This window comes from Acidocella sp. (assembly GCF_035535915.1).
In the GTDB taxonomy this organism is placed as follows: Bacteria; Pseudomonadota; Alphaproteobacteria; order Acetobacterales; family Acetobacteraceae; genus Acidocella.
In genome coordinates this window covers 14,698-32,754 of record NZ_DATLPB010000047.1, presented here as the reverse complement: position 1 = coordinate 32,754, position 18,057 = coordinate 14,698, and the positions used below count along the sequence as shown (strand labels likewise).

General features: G+C 65.6%; 14 protein-coding genes. All 14 read right to left on the bottom strand.

What is annotated here, in order from left to right:
- Positions 1-195: 195 nt before the first annotated feature.
- Entirely contained in the window at positions 196-3,486 is a 3,291-nt protein-coding gene (locus tag VNC39_RS05905; RefSeq protein WP_325397143.1) for an efflux RND transporter permease subunit, read from the bottom strand.
- Complete coding sequence (locus tag VNC39_RS05900; protein ID WP_325397141.1) at positions 3,483-6,572, bottom strand: efflux RND transporter permease subunit; 3,090 nt, start codon at positions 6,570-6,572, stop codon at positions 3,483-3,485. The genes VNC39_RS05905 and VNC39_RS05900 overlap by 4 nt, the downstream gene beginning before the upstream one ends.
- Positions 6,569-7,891 (bottom strand): efflux RND transporter periplasmic adaptor subunit, encoded by a 1,323-nt coding sequence (locus VNC39_RS05895; RefSeq protein ID WP_325397139.1) that lies wholly within the window; start codon positions 7,889-7,891, stop codon positions 6,569-6,571. Before VNC39_RS05895 ends, VNC39_RS05900 begins: the two co-directional genes overlap by 4 nt.
- A gap of 254 nt (positions 7,892-8,145) precedes the next feature.
- Positions 8,146-9,417 (bottom strand): serine--tRNA ligase, encoded by a 1,272-nt coding sequence (serS, locus tag VNC39_RS05890; RefSeq protein WP_325397137.1) that lies wholly within the window; start codon positions 9,415-9,417, stop codon positions 8,146-8,148.
- A 2-nt stretch (positions 9,418-9,419) separates the two neighbouring features.
- The gene (tatC, locus tag VNC39_RS05885) at positions 9,420-10,208 is read right to left on the bottom strand and encodes a twin-arginine translocase subunit TatC (protein WP_325397135.1); all 789 of its coding nucleotides are present in this window, start codon (positions 10,206-10,208) and stop codon (positions 9,420-9,422) included.
- Complete coding sequence (gene tatB / locus VNC39_RS05880; protein ID WP_325397133.1) at positions 10,209-10,736, bottom strand: Sec-independent protein translocase protein TatB; 528 nt, start codon at positions 10,734-10,736, stop codon at positions 10,209-10,211. It abuts the gene before it with no gap.
- Between the two features lie 23 nt (positions 10,737-10,759).
- The gene (locus VNC39_RS05875; protein WP_325397131.1) at positions 10,760-11,428 is read right to left on the bottom strand and encodes a gamma-glutamylcyclotransferase; all 669 of its coding nucleotides are present in this window, start codon (positions 11,426-11,428) and stop codon (positions 10,760-10,762) included.
- Positions 11,425-12,090: an SMC-Scp complex subunit ScpB gene (gene scpB, locus VNC39_RS05870; protein WP_325397129.1), complete on the bottom strand. Its 666-nt coding sequence runs from the start codon at positions 12,088-12,090 to the stop codon at positions 11,425-11,427. Before scpB ends, VNC39_RS05875 begins: the two co-directional genes overlap by 4 nt.
- On the bottom strand, positions 12,077-12,847 hold the full coding sequence (locus VNC39_RS05865; RefSeq protein ID WP_325397127.1) for a segregation and condensation protein A: 771 nt from the start codon (positions 12,845-12,847) through the stop codon (positions 12,077-12,079). Before VNC39_RS05865 ends, scpB begins: the two co-directional genes overlap by 14 nt.
- Positions 12,837-13,523, bottom strand: a complete 687-nt coding sequence (locus VNC39_RS05860; protein WP_325397125.1) for a site-2 protease family protein — start codon at positions 13,521-13,523, stop codon at positions 12,837-12,839. The genes VNC39_RS05865 and VNC39_RS05860 overlap by 11 nt, the downstream gene beginning before the upstream one ends.
- Positions 13,513-14,370: a beta-N-acetylhexosaminidase gene (nagZ, locus tag VNC39_RS05855; RefSeq protein ID WP_325397123.1), complete on the bottom strand. Its 858-nt coding sequence runs from the start codon at positions 14,368-14,370 to the stop codon at positions 13,513-13,515. The genes VNC39_RS05860 and nagZ overlap by 11 nt, the downstream gene beginning before the upstream one ends.
- Positions 14,367-15,110, bottom strand: coding sequence for an SPOR domain-containing protein (locus VNC39_RS05850; protein ID WP_325397121.1), 744 nt, complete (start codon positions 15,108-15,110; stop codon positions 14,367-14,369). The genes nagZ and VNC39_RS05850 overlap by 4 nt, the downstream gene beginning before the upstream one ends.
- A 4-nt stretch (positions 15,111-15,114) precedes the next feature.
- A complete protein-coding gene (argS, locus tag VNC39_RS05845) occupies positions 15,115-16,851 on the bottom strand; it encodes an arginine--tRNA ligase (RefSeq protein WP_325397119.1) in 1,737 nt (578 codons plus the stop codon).
- Positions 16,852-16,860: 9 nt separating this feature from the next.
- Positions 16,861-18,003 (bottom strand): deoxyguanosinetriphosphate triphosphohydrolase, encoded by a 1,143-nt coding sequence (locus tag VNC39_RS05840; RefSeq protein WP_325397117.1) that lies wholly within the window; start codon positions 18,001-18,003, stop codon positions 16,861-16,863.
- Positions 18,004-18,057: the final 54 nt, after the last annotated feature.

Genomic DNA, 18,057 nt, shown 5'->3' with positions numbered 1-18,057 from the left:
CAGCCAGCCGGCAGCCTCCTTATAACCGGCAGGCAGCACGAGTTTCGGCCGGTGATAGTCCGGCCCCACCATGCAGCCGGACAAGGCAAAGAAGCAAAGCGCGGGCAGCGCGCGGCGAACCGTTTTATGCAAGTCCGTTTTATACAAGGGCAACATCTGGATCCTGGATTGGCTGGGGAACAAGATCGACCGTCATCAGCCCGTCGTCGCGATGCCGCCGGGGCGTGGCGCCGCCTGGTCAGGCCCGCGCGTCTTCACCGCCAGCCGTTCCAGCCACAAATAAAGCACCGGCGTGGTGTAGAGGGTCAGCGCCTGGCTGACCAGGAGGCCGCCGATGATGGTCAGGCCGAGCGGCTGGCGCAGCGACGCGCCCTGGCCGATGCCGATGGCCAGCGGCAGGGCCCCCAGCGTGGCGGCGAACGTGGTCATCAGGATCGGCCGAAAGCGCAGCAGGGCGGCCTGAAAAATCGCTTCCTCCGGGGCCACGCCCTCGCCGCGCTGCAGCTGCAAGGCGAAATCGATCATGAGAATCGCGTTCTTCTTCACGATGCCGATCAGCAGGATCACGCCGATCAGGGCGATGATGGTGAGCGGCGTGTTGAGCATCAGCAGGATCAGCGTGGCGCCCACGCCGGCGGAGGGAATGGTGGAAAGAATGGTCAGCGGATGAAAGGTGTTTTCATAGAGAACGCCGAGCACGATATACACCGCCGCCAGCGCCGCCAGGATCAGCAGCGGCTCGCTCGTCTGCGAGGACTGAAATGCCGCCGCGGTGCCGGAGAAACTGCCGGTGATGGTCAGCGGCACGTCGAGATTGCTCATCGTGCGCTGGATGGTTGCCGCTGCGGTGCCGAGCGCGACCCCCTGCGGCAGGTTGAACGAAATGGTCGCGGCAACGCGCCCGCTCTGGTGGTTGACCGAGATCGGCGTGGTGCCGCGCTGATAGGAGGCCAAGGCAGCCAGCGGCACCATGATCTCGACATTGGTGCTCACCGCCGTGCCGCTGGAGGCGTTGGCCCGGCCGCCGGAGGCGATCTCGTTGATCGCCTGGTTGGTCGCGGAATCGAGCGCCACCAGGGCCTCGTTGGCGGCCGCGCTGGCCGTGCCGGGGCCGATCCTCACCGTACCCGCCGGCGCATTGCTCTGCGCCGTGCCGCTCGCGTTGCCGCCCGAGGTGCTGACATAGATACGGTTCAGATCCACCGGCGCCTGCTGGTAGGTCGGCGCCAGCTCCATCACCACTTCATACTGGTTCAGCTCGTTATAGATGGTCGAGACGTTGCGCTGGCCGAACGCATCGTAGAGCGTGTTGTCGATCTGGTCCGGCGTGATGTTCAGGCGCGCCGCCTGAGGCCGGTTGATCACCACATTGGTCTCCAGCCCGCCATTCTGCAGGTCGGAATTGACGTCGGCGAGCGTGTGCTGCTGTTTCAACGCGGCAACGATTTTCGGCACCCAGATATTGAGCGCATCGGGATCGTCGCTTTGCAGCGTGTACTGGTATTCCGCACTGCTCTGCCGCCCGCCGACACGCAAATCCTGCGCCGGAACCAGAAAGACTTGCGCCCCGGCAACATGCCCCAGCGGCGCGCGCAAACGCGCGACAACGCCGGTGGCGCTGGCATGGCGCTGCTCCAAGGGCTTCAGCGTGATGAACAGGAAGCCGTTATTGGTGGCGCGCCCGCCGGTATAACTCGCCACCGACGCCACCGCGGGATCGTGTTGCACGATCCGCTGCAGCTGCATCACCTTCTGCTTCATCAGTTCGAAGGAGATGCCCTGGTCCGCCTGGATCGTGCCGATGATCAGGCCATTATCCTGTTCGGGGAAGAAACCTTTTGGCACAACCACAAACAGCGCCACGTTGAGGACGATGGTGAGCAGAAACCCGATACCGACCAGCCGCGCATGCGCCAGCGCCCAGCGCAGCGTTCTTTCATAGAAACGCAAGCCGGCATCGAATCCATTTTCGAGCCACTGCAAAACCGGGTGCGGCCGGCCGCGCTCCTCCCGGCGCAGCAGCAGCGCGCAGAGCATCGGCGTGGTGGTCAGGGACACGAGCAGCGAGATCAGAATGGTGATTGAGAGCGTCTCGGCGAATTCCTGGAACAGCCGGCCGAGGATACCCGGCATCAGCAGGATCGGCGTGAACACCGCGATCAGCGACAGGCTCATCGACAGCACGGTGAAACTGACTTCCGAGCCGCCGCGCAGCGCCGCCTCAAACGGGTCCATGCCGGCCTCGACATGGCGCATGGTGTTCTCCACCACCACCACGGCATCGTCGACCACGAAGCCGGTCGCGATGGTCAGCGCCATCAGCGACAGATTATCAAGCGAAAAGCCGAGCAGATACATCGGCCCGAACGTGCCGATGATCGACACCGGCACGGCGAGCCCGGGAATCAACGTTGCCCGTGGCGAGCGCAGGAACACGAACACCACCGCCACCACCAGCAGCACGGCGATGAACAACGTGCGTTCGGTATCGCTGAGCGCCGCGCGAATGGATTGCGAGCGGTCCAGCGCGATGCCGATATGGATCGAGGGCGGCAGCGCGGCGCGCAAATGCGGCAGCAGCGCCTTCATCTGGTCGACCGTCTGGATCACGTTCGCTTCGGGCGTGGGATGAACGATCACCAGCACCGCCGGCTTGCCGTTATAGAAACCGGCATTGTCCACGTTCTCGACCGAATCCGTGACGGTCGCGACATCGGAAAGCCGTACCGCCTGACCGTTGCGATACGCGATCACCAGGTTGCGATATTGCGCCGCCTTGGTGGCCTGGTCGTTGGTGTAGAGCTGGTAGCGTTGCGCGCCGACATCGAAATAACCTTTCGGCGAGTTGGCGTTCGCGGCGGCCAAAGCGGCGCGCACATCCTCCAACCCGATGCCGTATGTGTTCAGCGGGCCCGGCTGCAGCTCCACGCGCACCGCCGGCAGCGCCGCGCCGCCCAGCTCCACCTGGCCGACGCCGGAAACCTGGGAGAATTGCTGTTGCAGCACGGTGTCGGCGGCGTCGTAGAGCTGCCCCGGCGTCAGCGTGTCCGAGGTCAGCGCCAGCACCATGATCGGCGCATCGGCCGGGTTGACCTTCTGATAAGTCGGATTGGAGCGCAGCGTGGTCGGCAGGTCCGCCCGCGCCGCCTGGATCGCCGCCTCGACATCGCGCGCCGCGCCGTTGATGTCGCGGTTGAGCCCGAACTGCACCGTGATGCGCGTCATGCCGGTGCCCGATTGCGAGGTCAGCTCGGTGACGTCGGCGATGGTGCCGAGATGGCGCTCCAGCGGCTCGGCCACGGTCGCCGCCATCGTCGACGGGCTGGCGCCGGCCATGTTCGCCTGCACCATGATCGTCGGAAACGCGATCTGCGGCAGCGGCGCCACCGGCAGTTTGAAGTAGGCGAGCAGACCCGACAGCGCGATACCCAGCGTCAGCAGCGTGGTGGCAACCGGACGCCGGATGAAGAGCGCCGAAAGATTCATGCCGGCGCCGCCCCCCGCCGGCGGAAGCGCCGCGCCAGCCCGTCGAAGGCGAGATAGATCACCGGCGTGGTGAACAGAGTGAGCACCTGGCTCACCGCCAGCCCGCCGACGATGGCCAGGCCCAGCGGCTGGCGCAGCTCCGAGCCCATGCCGGTGCCCAGCATCAGCGGCACGCCCGCCAGCATCGCCGCCATGGTGGTCATCAGGATCGGACGGAAGCGCAGCAGCGACGCTTCATAGATCGCATCGCGCGGCGACTTTCCGTCATTGCGCTCGGCATGCAGCGCGAAATCGATCATCATGATCGCGTTCTTTTTCACGATGCCGATCAGCAGCACGATGCCGATGATGCCGATCACGTCCAACCCCTCTCCGGCCAGCCAGAGAAAAATCAGCGCGCCGATTCCCGCCGAAGGCAGGGTCGAGAGAATCGTCACGGGGTGGATGAAGCTCTCATAGAGCACGCCGAGCACGATATAGACGGCGATCACCGCTGCCAGCAGCAGGAACACCTCGTTGCCGAGCGAAGTCTGGAAGGCCAGCGCCGCGCCCACGAAGCTCGTCGTCAGCGCGGCCGGGAAATTCAGCTCCCGCTCGGCCTTCTGGATGGCACCGACCGCGCCGCCGAGTGACGCGCCCTGGGCCAGATTGAAGGAAATCGTGGTCGCCGGAAACTGGCCCAGATGTTCGATCATCAACGGATCGGGCCGGGTGGAGAAAGTGGCGATGGCGGAAAGCGGCACCTGCCCGCCGCTGACGGAGGAAGACGGCAGATAGATCGACCCCAGCGCGGCCACGCTGGTCATCAGATGCGGACTCACGCCCATGATCACGCGATACTGGTTGGTCTGCGTGAAAATCGTCGTGATGATGCGCTGGCCGAACGCATCGTACAACGCGTCGTCCACGGTCGCGGCGGTGATGCCGAAGCGCGCGGCATTGGCGCGGTTGATCTCGATGAACACGCTGCTGCCGTTCGCCTCAAGCTCGCTCGCCACGTCGGAGAGCTGCGGCAAGGCCTGCAGCTTGGCCATCAGCTTCGGCACATAGGTCGTGAAATCGCTCGAATTGAGATCTTCGAGCACGAACTGATACTGCGTCGGCGTGACCGCGGTGTTCAACGTCAGGCTCTGTTCCGGCTGCATGTACAGATGCACACCGGGCACGCCGGCCACCGCCCGGCTCAGCCGGCGGATCACCGCGCTGGCGGAAGGCCGTTCACCCTTCGGCTTCAGGTTGATCAGGAAACGCCCCTGGTTCAGCGTCGAATTGGTGCCGTCCACGCCGATATAGGAGGTCAGGCTGACCACCGCCGGGTCCTTCAGGATCACATCGGCCAGCGCCTGCTGGTCCGCGGCCATCGCCGCATAGGACGTGCTTTGCCCGGCCTGGGAAAAGCCCGCGATCACGCCGATGTCCTGAAGCGGAAAAAATCCTTTCGGGATGAAGACATAGAGCAGCACGGTGAGCACCAGCGTGCCGATCGTGACCATCTGTGTGAGGCGCGCATGCGCCAGCACCCAGGTGAGCGCGCGCCCGTAAGCGGCGATCAGCCGGTCGAAATTACGCTCGTTCCAGGCTTCGAACCGGCTCGGCTGCACGGTGCCCGGCATACGCAGCAACCGCGCGCACAGCATCGGCACCAACGTGAGAGAGACGATGGCCGAGATCACGATCGTCACCGCCAAAGTGATGGCGAATTCCGAGAACAGCCGCCCGACCACATCGCCCATGAACAGCAGCGGGATCAGCACGGCGATCAGCGAGACGGTGAGCGAGATGATGGTGAAGCCGATCTGCCCGGCGCCTTTCAGCGCGGCCTGCAGCGGCGTCTCGCCCATTTCCAGGTAACGGGCGATGTTCTCGATCATCACGATGGAATCGTCCACCACGAAGCCGGTCGCCACGGTCAGCGCCATCAACGACAGATTATCGAGCGAGAAGCCGCACAGATACATCACCCCCAGCGTGCCGATCAGCGAGACCGGGACCGATATGCTGGGAATGAGCGTGGCGCGGAAATTGCGCAGGAAAACGAAAATCACCGCCACCACGAGCAGGATGCTTAAGCCGAGCTCGAACTCGGCATCGCTGACGGAAGCGCGGATCGACGTGGTGCCGTCGCTTATCACGGCCACCTGCATCGCCGTCGGCAGGCCGCTGGTCAGCTGCGGCAGCTCGCGCTTGATCGCATCCACCGTGGCGATGACATTGGCATTGGGCTGGCGCTGCACGTTGAGAATGATCGCAGGCTGGCGGTTCGCCCAGGCGCCCAGCTCGGCATTCTCCGGCGCGGAAATGATTTTCGCCACGTTGCCGAGATAGACCGGTGAGCCATTATCGTAGGCGACGATCATCGAGGCATATTCCGATGCCTCCGTGACCTGGTCGTTGGCGTTGATGGTGTAGCTTTGCGCCGGGCCGGAGAAGCTGCCCTTGGGCGTATCGACCGTGAGATTCGTGACCTCGGTGCGGATATTGTCGATGCTGATCCCGTAGCTGGCGAGCGCCCGCGGGTTCACCTCGATGCGGATCGCCGGGACATGGCCGCCGGCGACGCTGACCAGGCCGACGCCGGGAACTTCGGAGATTTTCGAAGCCAGGCGCGAATTGGCCAGATTTTCGAGCGCGATGAGACTCAGCGTTTTCGAGGTCACCGCCAGCGTCATGATCGGCGCGTCGGCCGGATTCACCTTGGCATAGACCGGCGGCGCCGGCAGGTCCGCCGGCAGCAGATTGCCGGCCGCGTTGATCGCCGCCTGCACCTCCTGCTCGGCGACGTCGAGGCTGAGCGACAGATCGAACTGCAGCGTGATCACCGAAGCGCCGGCGGAGCTCTGCGAGTGCATCTGGTTCAGCCCCGCCATTTCGCCAAGCTGACGCTCCAGCGGCGCGGTGACCGTGGTGGCCATCACCTGCGGCGAGGCGCCGGGATAGAAGGTCTGCACCTGGATGGTCGGATAGGTCACGTCCGGCAGCGCCGATACCGGCAGGAACTTGAACGCGACCAGCCCCACCAGCACGATGCCGATCATCAGGAGCGATGTCGCCACCGGCCGCAGGATGAAAAGGCGGGAGGGATTCACTGCGAAGCGGGGGTTGAAGCGGCGCCGGACGAGCCGTTCTCATCGCGGCGATGATGATGACCGTTCTGCGAGGGCTTCGGATCGGCTGCTTTTGGCGCCGTCGCGCCCGGTGCGGCAGAGGCTCCTGGTGCAACAGACGCGCCCGGCGCGACCGGACCGCTTGGGCCCGAGGCGATCGTGACCCTCTCCCCCTCGGTGAGCCGGTCCACGCCATCGATCACCACGGTCTGGCCCGGGGTCAGCCCCTTGGTGATGACGGTTTTCGTGCCATCGCTGGGGCCGGTGGTCACCGGCTGCACGCTCACGGTGTTGTCGGCGTTCACCACATACACATAGTCGCCGGGAACGCCGGACTGAATGGCCTGGGTGGGCACCAGCGTGGCATGGTCGAGCGTGTTCACCAGCAGATGCACGTTGACGAACTCGTTCGGGAACAGCTTCTCGTCGGTGTTGGCGAAATCGGCGCGCAGCTGCACCATGCCCGTGCTGGTGTTCATCTGGTTGTTCACGGCCGCCAGCGTGCCGTCTTCCAGCTTGGTGGTGTCATCGCTGGAATAGGCGGCGGCCGGCAGCACCGCCCCCTGCCCCAGCCGCTCCAGAACCGGCGCCAGATTGGCCTGCGCCACGGAGAATATCACCGTGGTGGGCGCGACAGTGGTGACCACGGCAATGCCGGTGGTGCTGGCGGAAGTCACGAAATTGCCGGGGTCGACCAGGCGCAGCCCGATCCGGCCTGATACCGGCGAGGTGATATGGCAATAAGCGAGATCGAGCGTGGCGGTATCGATATTCGCCTGGTCGATCTTGATCGCGGCCTCGTCCTGCTGAACCAGGAATTGCTGGTCAGTCACCTGCTGTTCGGCGATCGATTGCTGCCGTGCCAATATCTCGAAACGCGACAGGTCCGAACGGGCCTGAGCCAAAGCGGCCGTATCCTTGGCCAGTGATGCCTGAAACTGCTCGAGCTGGATCTGGTAGGGGCGCGGGTCGATCTCCGCCAGGAACTCGCCCTTGGTGACGTTTTCGCCCTGGGTGAAGGCAACCTGGGTGAGATAGCCGCTGAGCTGGGGCACCACGGTGACGGTGGCGATCGGGGTGACGGTGCCCAGCTCGTCCAGCACCACCGGCATTGAGCCGGACTCCACCTTGGCCACGCCAACCACCTGGGACGGCAGCATACCGTGCCGCCCGCGGCCTCCATAACTGCCAGGATCATGGCCGGAATGCCGGTACCAGACAAAGGCGACAAGCAGGAGCACGATCCCCGCAAAAACCCAGCGCCGCTTGCTTTTGCCGCGCCGCACGACCGGATCAACCACGCAAAACCTCTTCAGCGAACCTGCGAAGTCTATACTCAGTTACATACGGCTTGTCCCGTTACGCGCCGATGGCGGCGCATAACAAATGGTAACGCCTCCTGTCCGGGAAAAAGTGAAGAAAAAGCTTCTTTTTTGAAAAAAGAAGCAAAAAACTTTTATTATGCCGGGCCATAGGCGTCGACGCGGACACAACCTGAGGCCCAGCGGAACAAAAGTTTTTGCGCCGCTTTTTTTAAAAAGCGGCCACTTTCCTTTTACGCGCCGAGCCGCTCGAGCCCGCCCATATAAGGCCGCAGCACTGTCGGAATTGTCACCGAACCGTCCTCGTTCTGGTAATTTTCCAGCACCGCGATCAGCGCCCGGCCGACCGCCACGCCCGAACCGTTGAGCGTGTGCACGAAGCCGAGCGTCTTGCCGTCGGCCTCACGGTAGCGCGCATTCATCCGCCGTGCCTGAAACGCCCGCGTGTTCGAGCAGGAGGAAATTTCCCGGTACATTTCCTGGCCGGGCAGCCAGACTTCCAGATCGTAGGTTTTCGCCGCCGAGAAGCCGGTATCGCCGGCACAGAGCAGCATTTTGCGATACGGCAGTTCAAGCCGCTCCAGCACCGCCTCCGCGCAGGCGGTCATGCGCTCATGCTCCGCCTCGCTCGCCTCCGGGTGCACGATGCTGACCAGTTCTACCTTGGTGAACTGGTGCTGGCGCAGCATGCCGCGCACGTCGCGCCCGGCTGAGCCGGCCTCGGAGCGGAAGCAGGGGGTGAGCGCGGTCACGCGGAGCGGCAATTGCGCCAGCGGCAGAATCTCGCCCGCGGCGAGGTTGGTGAGCGACACTTCGGCGGTCGGGATCAGCCAGCGCCCGTCGGTGGTCTGGAACAGATCCTCACGAAATTTCGGCAGCTGGCCGGTGCCGAACGCCGCCGCGTCGTTCACCAGCAGCGGCACCATCGTTTCGGTATAGCCATGCTCGTTCACGTGCAGGTCGAGCATGAATTGCCCCAGCGCCCGCTCCAGCCGCGCCAGGCCGCCGCGCAGCACGGTGAAGCGCGAGCCGGCGATTTTCGCCGCGGCGGCGAAATCCATCAGCCCCAAAGCTTCGCCGATCTCGAAATGCTGCTTGGGCGCGAAGCTGAAATTGCGGATCGCGCCATGAGTCTTGATTTCCTGGTTGGCGGTCTCGTCACGCCCCTCCGGCACGGCCGCCTCCAGCACATTCGGCACCGCGGCCAGGCTTTCCCGCAGCAACAGATCCAGCCGCGGCACCTCGGCCTCGAGCGCTTCCATCTGGCCGCGCAGAGTCGCACCTTCGGCTTCCAGCCACGCGGTGTCCTGCCTGGCGCGCTTGGCCTCGCCGATCCGCTTGGCCAAAGCGTTGCGCCCCGCCTGCAGAACCTGCAACTGCGCCACCGCCTGGCGCCGCTCCTCATCCAGTGCCATCAGCTCGGCCGCGAGCGGGAGAATGTTGCGCCGGGCCATCGCCACGTCGAACGAAGCCGGGTTCTCCCGAATTGCCTTGATATCATGCATCGTTACGAATCCAGTTCGACTTTCGGCTCGACCATTTTCACGGAGAACACCGAAATTTCATAAAGAATGATCAGCGGCAGGGCCAAGCCGCACTGGGTCAAAATGTCCGGCGGCGTCAGCACGGCCGCCAGGATGAAGCAGCCGACATAAGCGTAGCGCCGGTATTTGCGTAAGCCAGCCGAGCTGATGATGCCGACCTTGCCGAGCAGCGTGAGCAGCACCGGCAGCTCGAACGCCAGCCCAAACGCGAAGATCAGCTTCATCACCAGGTTCAGGTAATCGCTCACCTTCGCCATCAGGTCGATCTGCACGCTGGCCCCGGCCGTCGTGTCCTGAAAACTCAGGAAGAATTTCCAGGCGGTCGGAAAGATCACGTAATAAGCCAGCGCGCCGCCGGCGAAGAACAGGATCGGCGTGACCACCAGGAACGGCAGCATCGCCCGCTTCTCGCGCTTGTAGAGGCCGGGCGCGATGAACAGCCAGAGCTGTGTTGCGATCACCGGAAAAGACAGGAACGCGGCGGCGAACACCGACACCTTGATGTAGGTGAAGAACGCCTCGTAGAGCGCGGTATAGATCAATTGCGGCTTCTGGCCACGCGCCTCGAGCGCGTGCGCCAGCGGTGCGGCGAGGAAATCGTAGATCCGTGCCGCGAAATGGTAGCTGATGGCAAAGGCGATGAGGAACGCCACGGACGACCAGATCAGACGGCGCCGCAGCTCCATCAGATGGTCCAGCAGGGACATCTCTTTGTCGTGGATCTCGTCTTCCGTGGTCACGTTGTCCGCCACTTAATATCCCCAGCGTTTGGTGCCCGGCGGGATGAAATCCGGAACCGGCGTTTTGCGGACCGCATCCGGCGGAATGAAAGCCGGCGCCTCAACGAGCGTTTCCGCCGCCACCGGCGCGGGCATGGAAAAGGCCGCCGCGGGCGCCAATTCCGCCGCCGGCGCCGTGTCCGACTCGTCCGACTCGGAAGAAGAAGAAGCGGCCGCCGGTCCCGCCGATGCCGCCGCCATGGTCGGCACGTCGAACGGGCGCGCCAGCGTGTCGCGCATCGTGCCGTCCGGGTCGATCGCATTTTCCGCCGCGCTCTTGAAATCGAACCGCCGCAGCTTGTTGATCTCGTCCTTGACCTCGGAGAGATTCGCATCGCGCATCATCTCGTCGACATGGCCCTGGAACTCGGCCGCCATGCCGCGCGCCTTCTTCATCATCGCGGTGACGGTGCGAATCGCCACAGGCAGATCCTTCGGCCCGATGGCGATCAACGCCACGACCATAATCAGCCCAATCTCTGCCCAGGAAAATCCAAACATGTAGGTGGTGTGCTAGCAGGCTCTCACGGGTTCGGCAAAGCCGCGGCGATGCGGGCGAGACCCTCGTCGTCCAGGCCAAGCTCCCGCAGATGAGCCACCGTATTTTCCAGATATTCCCGGCAGGTGCCGAGATCGCCGCAGCCGGTGGCGATCAGCGCCACCGTCTGCTCCAAGCTGAGTTCCCGAATATAGCGCGGATGGTCGCGGTCGATCACGAACGTCACCGCCGAAATCGGCCCCTCGGCGGTTTCCAGCTTCAGCAGACGCGCGTGATAGGCGCCGCCATACATTTCCCGCTGCCAGAGAATGCCCAGCTCCTCGCGCACCTTGGCGGCGGCGATCCGGAACGCCACGCCATGACAGGCGCCGCCCTGGTCCAGCCCCAGCATCACGCCCGGCGTCTCCGGCGAGCCGCGGCCGATGAAGAGCTTCAGGCAGAACCGCCGATGCCAGCCCTGCAGCAGCGCGGGCCGTTTCTCGATATAGTGGAAGGCCGGGTTCCAGATCAGCGACCCGTAGCCGAACACCCATAAATCCTGCGCGGCATCGTGCTGGGCGAGCGTGTCCTCAAGCAGCGCCGCCATCTCCGAATCGGTGCGATAGCGCATGTCGGGATGTTGCGCGGTATTTTCCAGCAGGCGGGCACGGAGTGTGCCGTTAAGCAGCGTCTCTCGGGTGATCTTCAACGTCACGATGCGTCCTCCACCGGCGTTTCCGCCCGTTCCGGTTGCTCCGTCTGCTCTGTCTGTTCCGGCTGCTCGGTCTGCTCCGGCTGCCGCAATGCCACGTTCGGATCGATCAGCAATTCCTCGCGCTTGGGCAGATCGCGCAGATCGTTCAACCCGAACTGCGCCAGGAAGGACGGCGTGGTGCCCCACAAGGTCGGCCGGCCCGGCGTCTCCTTATGGCCCTTCGGCGTCACCAGCGCGTTCTCCAGCAGCAGATCCAGCGTGTTCTGCGACAAAGCAGCGCCGCGGATCTCCTCGATCTCGGCGCGCGTGACCGGCTGGTGATAGGCGATGATCGCCAGCGTCTCCATCGCCACGCGCGGCAGCCGGCGCGGCACCTCGACGATTTTGCGCAAAGCCGGGGCGACATCCGGCGCGGTGCGGAACTGCCAGCCGCCGGCGGCCTGGACCAGATTGACCCCGCGCGGCGCATAGGAAGCGGCCAAAGCCGCCAGCACCTCATCGGGATCGACGCCGTCGGGCAGAAGCACGGCGAGCGCGCGCGCGCTCACCGGCTGGGCGGAAGCGAAAATCGCCGCTTCCACCAGGCGCAGCGCCTCGCTCAAAGCTGCCGGCGCGGCATCCGCGCTCACGCTGTTGGAATCCGGCCCGTCAGTCTCGTCCATCCTCACCCTCTGAATCCGCCGTTCCGTCGCGCTCGGCCGCGCGCACCAGAATCGGCCCAAAGATCTCTTCCTGTCTTAGCTCCAGGCGGCCGCCTCGGGTCATTTCCAGGCCGGCGATCAGGGTTGCCGAAAGCGCGGCCCGGCGCGGCAGCCCTTCATCCAGCCCCTGCGGCAGGAATTCGTCCAGGCTCGACCAGTCCGGCGTCGAGCCGACCAGACGCTGCAACCGTTCCAGCGCGTTCTGCACCGAGAAATAGACCATCGGTTTCGGCCGGTATTGCAGCTTTGCCCCGCCGCGTCGCCGTGCCGCCAGATACGCGCCGAGCAGGCCGCTGATCTCCAGCTTGAGCTTGCTGCGGTCAGTCTCGGTAAAATCCTCGGGCGCGCCGCGCGTGAACACATCCACGCCCAGCAACGGGCGCTGGCCCAGCCACATCGCGGCGGCGCGCACCCGCTGCAGATCGATCAACCGCGCGGCCAGGGTCTCCGCGGCGATTTCGGCATCCTCGTCCTCGCCCGCGGTGGGCACCAGCAACCGGGATTTCAGCCAGGTCAGCCAAGCCGCCATCACCAGCCAGTCGGCCGCCAGTTCCAGCCGCACCCGGCGCGCGCCCTCGATAACCGCCAGATACTGGTCGACCAGCGCGAGGATGGAGATTTTCGCGAGATCGACCTTCTGCGCACGCGCCAGCTCCAGCAGCAGGTCGAGCGGCCCGGCAAAGCCCTCAAGATTCAGGACCAGCGCTTCAGAATCCACCACTATGCCCCGTGATTTGCAGGATTTTACTCACCGCCCAAGGCAACACACGGCCCATCGCCGCCTGGAACGGGTCGAAACTCACGCCGAACTGCGCCAGCACGGTCGGCAGCACGAATAAAACCAGCAAAACCAGAATGATGCCAGCTTTTTCTGATTTTGCGAGCCAGCGCGCGGCAGGCAGCGGCAGCACCCCTACGGCGATCCGCCCGCCATCCATCGGCGGCACCGGCAGGAGGTTGAACAGTCCCAGCGTGAGGTTGATGATGATGAAATAGGTCAGGAACACCGTGGCCTGGCTGATCGACAGCAGGTAGCCGCCGAGCAGCGCGAGGGCGAAATTGGCAAGCGGCCCGGCCGCGGCGACCAGCGCCATCAGCTGTCTGGGGTGGCGCTGCCCGTTGAGCTCCAACTGCATCGGGTTCACCGGCACCGGCTTCGCCCAGCCATAGAGAAATTCGATGCGGCCGATCGACACCAATTGCCCCACAGCGAGGAGCGCGGGGAGCAGCAGGCTGCCGACCGGATCGATATGCTTGAGCGGATTGAGTGTCAGCCGTCCCGCTTGCTGCGCCGTCTTGTCGCCCAGCAGGCGCGCCACCACGCCGTGCGCCAGCTCGTGCAGCACCACGGCGATGATCAAGGCAACGACGACATCCAGCGTCTCAGCGCTCATCCAGCGCCTCCAGCACGGCGCGGTTACCGGCAAAATCGCCAGGGCAATAGAGCGCGATGTCGCACCCCGCCGCGAGCGCCGCCCGCGCCCGTTCCTCCGGCCGGCCGCTCAGCGCGTGCATGGCCAGATCGTCGCTCAGCAGCGTGCCGGCAAAGCCGATCTTGCCGCGAATGATCTCGGAAATGACGGTCGATGACACGGTTGCCGGATTCACCTTGTCATATTGCTCGAACATCACATGCGCCGTCATCGCCCAGGGCAAATGTTTATTGGCGATAAACGGCAGAAAATCGTCGGACAGATCCACCGGCGGCACGCGCGGCAGGTCGAGATGGCTGTCCACCAGCGCCCGCCCATGGCCCGGCAGATGCTTCATCACCGGGATAACGCCCTCAGCCAGAATGCCCTCGGCGATCTTGCCGCCGAGCTGCGCCACCGTTTCCGGCCCGCCGGTGATGGCGCGGTCGCCGATCACATCGCTGGCGCCGGGATGGCGCAAATCGAGCACCGGCGCCGCCGTGACGTCGAACCCCGCCGCCTTCACCATCGCGCCCAGCGCCCTGCCATGGGCATAGGCAGCCGCCGCGTCGCGCAGCGTGCCGGCGGCGGGCAGCGCCGGCCAGTGCGGCGGCTTCAACCGTGCCACGCGCCCGCCTTCCTGGTCGACCATCAGCACCGCGCCCGGCGGCAAGATGTCGCGAAGGTCTGCAATCAGGTCGGCTAACTGCGACGGATTTTGGATGTTGCGGGCAAAGAGAATCACGCCGCGGTGCGGGTGCGCGCGGAACAGCGCGCGTTCATCCGCCGCCAGCCTGGGGCCGGAAATGCCGAGGATCGCCGGCTTCAAAACGACGCCACCGCGCAGGCCGCGCCCTGCGCCCGCACCGACACACAGAAATCCCGCGCCGCGGCGGCGCTAGCGAAGCCACCGACGCGCAGCCGCCACACGGTCTGGCCGCCCACCACGGCGGGGAAGATATCCACGCTCCGGTGGCTTAAGAGCGCCGGCAGTTTCCGTTGCAGCCCGCGCCACACCGCTTGCGCGCCCGCCTCGCTGCCGGTCGCCGCCAGTTGCACGGCGACGTTGCCGCTTGCGGCCATCGGCTTGGCCACGGGCTGCGGCGCGCTGTCCGCCGTTTTCGGGCCTGCCGGCGCGGTTGCCGGGGCCGGCTCGGCGTTCGGAACCGGCTGCGGTGGTGCCCCCGCGCCCGCCTGGGCGGGCTGGGCCGGCGGCGGCGCGCCGATGCCCGCCTCCTGGTCCAGTTGCGAGATGTCCGGCATGGGCGTTCCCGGCGCCAGTTGCGGCGGCGCCACCGGCGTCACGCCGGACATGATCGGCACGTTCGCCTCTGGCACAACCAACCCGCCGGGATTGGCCGGCACGATGCGCAACGGCCCCGGCGGCGCGGTGATCACCGGCGGCGGGCCGAAGCCGGCGCCGCGCACCCCGCTCCACAGCAAGGCCACCACGATCACCACCAGCGAAACGCCACCGGCCCCCAGCGCCATGCGGCGCATGGCCGGGTCCATCCCCGCCGGGTCGCGGCGCGTGCGGTAGACGAATCCGTCCTCCTCGGGCTCCAGCAAGGGCCTACCTCATTTCTTCGACCGGGGTGACACCCAGCACGCTCAGGCCCGAGCGTAACACCGTGGCCGTCGCCGCCACCAGGGCCACGCGCGCGGCGGTCTCGGCCGGCTTGTCTTCCTGCAGGAAGCGCAAGGTCGCGTTGTCGCGCCCGGCATTCCACAACGCATGGAAGTCCCCGGCCAGCTCGTACAGGAAGAAGGCGACGCGATGCGGCTCATGCGCCTCGGCCGCCTGCTCGACCAGGCGCGGCCAGGAGATCAGCCGGCGGATCAGCGCCATCTCCTCCGGCGCGGTCAGCGAGTCCAGCGGGGCCAGCGCGTCCACCGCAGGTGCGGCGCGCAGCACCGAGCGGCAACGCGCATGGGCGTATTGCACGTAAAACACCGGGTTCTCGCGCGTTTGCGCCACGGCGGCGGTGAGGTCGAACTCCATCTGCGCGTCGGATTTGCGCATCAGCATCAGGAAGCGCACCGCATCGGGCCCGACCTCGTCAAGCAGATCGCGCAGCTCCACGAAGGTGCCGGCCCGCTTGCTCATGCGCACCGGCTCGCCATCCTTCATCACCCGCACGATCTGGCACAGCACCACATCCAGCCGCGCCGCGCCGTTGCCGGAGAGCGCCTTCACCGCCGCCGCCACGCGCTTCACATAGCCGCCATGGTCGGCGCCCCAGACATTGACCATGTCGTTGAAGCCGCGCGCCATCTTGTCGGCATGGTTGGCGATGTCGTTGGCGAAATAGGTCCAGCTGCCGTCGGATTTCTGCACCGGGCGGTCCACATCGTCGCCGAAGGCGGTGGAGCGGAACAGCATCTGCTCACGCGGCTCCCAATCCTCGGGCAACTTGCCCTTGGGCGGCTCCAGCACCCCGCGATAAATCAGGCCCTTCTCTTCCAGATCCTCGATCGCCGCGGCGACGCCGCCGGCCGCCACCATCGCGCGCTCGGAGATGAACACGTCATGCCGCACGCCCAGCGCCGCCAGATCCTCGCGGATCATGTCCAGCATTTTCTCGACGGCGAAATCGCGGAACAGGTCCAGCCACTCGGCCTCGGGCGCGTCAGCAAAACGGTGGCCATGCGCCTCGGCCAAAGCCGCGCCGACCGGGAGCAGATAGGCGCCGCCATATTGCATGCCGCCCGGCACCGTCGCGATGTAAGCCTCCGCCGGCCGGTCCAGAGCCTCCAGGTAACGCACATAGACCGAGCGGGCGAGCGCGATGACCTGCGCGCCGGCATCGTTGATGTAATATTCCTTGGTCACGTCATAACCGGCCTTGGCCAGCAGGTTGGCGAGCGCGTCCCCCACCACCGCGCCACGGCAATGGCCGACATGCAGCGGCCCGGTCGGGTTGGCGGAGACATATTCCACATTGATCGGCCCGCGTGGCGTCCGCCCGGTGCCATACCCCTCGCCCGCCGCCAGCATCATCGGCAATTGCTGGCGCAGCAGCGCCGCGTCGAGCGTGAGATTGACGAAGCCCGGACCGGCCGGCTCGGCCTTGGCGATCCCTGAGCGCCGGCCCAGCGCCTCGGCGAGGGCGGCGGCGATCTCCCGCGGGTTTTTACCGGCGGGCTTGGCCGCGACCATCGCCGCGTTGCTCGCCATGTCGCCATGCGCCGCATCGCGCGTCGGCGTCAGCTCCACCTTGCGCAGGAAATCCTCATGCAGGTCGGGCACCAATACCGCCAGCTCCTCCAACACCCAGCCGCGCAGGAGCGAAAACAAATTCTCAGACATAACTCACCTTCAAGTCGGCACTGACGGGTCGGTCAGCCGCGCATATTCATCCAAAGCATAACGGTCCGTCATGCCCGCCACGTAATCCCGCACCGCCGCCGCGGCCTGCTCGCTCTCCGGCTGGCCGGCGCGCGCGCGCCAGTCATCGGGCAGCAGATCGGGCCGCTCCAGCAGCAGCGTGCCGAGGGATCTGGTCACCATTTTGGCCTTGTGCGTCATGCGGTTGACGCGCCAATGCCGGTACATCCGCGCGAACAGGAATGCCTTAATCTCCCTGTTCGCCTGCGCCATGGGCGGAGAGAACGCCACCACCGGTTCGGCGGCGGCGCGGATATCCTCAGCACTCTTCGGGTTCAGCGCGGCGAGCCGCCGCTCGCTTTCCGCGATCACGTCATGCACCAGCGCGTTGATCACCCGGCGGCTGATCTCATGCCGCACCCGGCCGATCTCGCTGGTCACGCTCTGGGCCTCGCGTACCGCATCGCCGACCATCGGCAGGTCCAGCAGATCCTCGAAACCGAACAGCCCGGCGCGCAGCCCATCATCCAGATCGTGGGTGTTGTAGGCAACGTCGTCGGCGAAGGCCGCCACCTGCGCCTCCGCCGAGGTCTGGCGGTGCAGATCCAACGAATAGCCGGCATCGAAGGCGGCAATGTAGTCCGGCGGCGCGGTCAGCGGGCCGTTATGCTTGGCCAGGCCCTCCAGGGCCTCCCAGCTCAAATTCAGCCCGTCGAAACTGGCGTAGCGCTGCTCCAGCAGCGTCACCACGCGCAGGCTCTGCGCATTGTGGTCGAACCCGCCGAACGCCGCCAGCGCCTCGTTCAGCCCGGACTCGCCGGCATGGCCGAACGGCGGATGGCCGAGATCGTGCGCCAGCGCCAGCGCCTCGGTGAGATCCTCGTCCAGCCCCAGCTTACGCGCGATGCTGCGGGCGATCTGCGCGACTTCCAGGCTGTGCGTCAGCCTTGTGCGGTAGAAATCGCCCTCGCGGGTCACGAACACCTGGGTCTTATATTGCAGCTTGCGAAAGGCCGAGCAGTGCACCACACGGTCGCGGTCGCGCTGATAGGGGCTGCGATCGTCCGATTCGATCTCGGTAAATTTGCGGCCCCGCGACATCGCCGCAGTTACCGCATAAGAGGCTTTCCACATGGTCTGAGCCTTACCCCATCCCTGCCCTTACCACCAAGGCCCATAGACGCTATA